Annotated in this window: 1 protein-coding gene; it reads left to right on the plus strand. The window is 79.6% G+C overall.

The features are described from left to right. Nucleotides 1-105: 105 nt before the first annotated feature. Complete coding sequence (locus ACTUAL_RS16575) at nucleotides 106-1,488, plus strand: amidase family protein (RefSeq protein ID WP_440900904.1); 1,383 nt, start codon at nucleotides 106-108, stop codon at nucleotides 1,486-1,488. The last annotated feature ends 78 nt before the right edge of the window (nucleotides 1,489-1,566 follow it).

The raw sequence follows: 1,566 nt of genomic DNA on the forward strand, positions 1-1,566 counted from the left end.
AGCGGGACGCGCCGCGGCCCGCTCCCCCGCGCGCGCCGAAGCCGTCCGCGTCGTGGTTGCGCGCGCCCTCCGGTGCGTCGTGGGCCCGGCGCTAGGGTCGCTGGCATGGACTTGACCGACGCGTGCTTCGCGGGCGCCGCCGCCCAGGCCGACCTGCTGCGCTCCGGGGTGCTGACCTCCCGCGAGCTGGTGTCCGAGTGCCTGCGGCGGATCGAGCGCGTCGACCGGGGGCTCAACGCGTTCCGGCTGGTGTTCGCCGAGCGGGCGCTCGCGGACGCCGAGGCGGCCGACGCGCGGCGGGCGCGGGGCGGGGACGCGCCGCTGCTGGGGGTCCCGGTGGCGGTGAAGGAGGACTTCGCGCTGGCCGGGCTGCCCACCACGCTGGGCACCTCGGCGGTGGAGACGGTCGCGGACGCGGACAGCGAGGTGGTGTCGCTGCTGCGCGGGGCGGGCGCGGTGGTGGTGGGGCGCACGCGGATGCCGGAGCTGGGGCTGTGGCCGTTCACCGAGAGCAGCTGGGCCGGGCCCCCCCGCAACCCGGGGACCCCCCGGCACTCGGCCGGGGGTTCCCGCGGCGGGTCCGCGGCGGCGGTGGCGGCCGGGCTGGTGGGGGCCGCGGTGGGCACGGACGGCGGGGGCTCGGTGCGCATCCCGGCCGCCGCGACCGGGCTGGTGGGGCTCAAGGCGCAGCGCGGGCGGGTGCCGCTGGGCGGGCAGCCGTGGGGCGGGCTGGTGGCGGCGGGGCCGATCACGCGGCGGGTGCGGGACGCGGCGCTGCTGGCGGACGTGCTCGCGCCCGGCGAGGACTTCGTGGGGGCGGCGGCCGAGGACCCCGGCCGGTTGAAGGTGGCGGTGGCGCTGCGGCCGTGGTCGGCGGGGGTTCCGGTGGCGCGGGAGGTGCTGGACGCGGTGCTGGACACCGCCGTGCTGCTGACCGACCTGGGGCACGAGGTGGTGCGCCTGGACGCGGCGCTGGCGGAGGTGCCGGGGTGGGTGGACTACTCGGTGCGCTACCTGCGCGACGGGGCCGCGGGCGGGGCGGCGGCGCTGGACCGGCCGGACCGCCTCGACCGGCGCACCCGGCGGGTGGCGGCGCTGGGGCGGGCGATCCCGGCCGCGGTGGGTGCGGCGGCGGTGGCGTCCGGGCGGGGCACGACCGAGCGGGCGAACCGGGTGTTCACCCGCTACGACGTGCTGCTCAGCCCGGTGCTCACGCACTCGGCGCTGCGGGTCGGGCAGTGGCGGGAGCTGACGGCGGTGGAGGCGCTGCTCGCGGCGGCCCGGCACACCGCGTTCCTGCCGGTGTGGAACGTGGCGGGCAACCCGGCGGTGGCGGTCCCGGCGGGGTTCACCGGCGCGGGGCTGCCGCTGTCGGTGCAGCTGGTCGGCCCGACGGACGGCGAGGAACGTCTGCTGTCCCTCTCGACCCAGCTGGAGCACGCGGCGCCGTGGCCGAAGGTCGCCCCGGCCCCGATCGGCCTCGGTTGAGCCCCGCGCCCGCGCGTCGAGAGGGTGAGGGCATGACAGCGATCGTGGTCCGTGGCCTGGCGACGGCGTACGGCGGCC

The sequence above is a fragment of the Actinosynnema sp. genome, from assembly GCF_052038725.1.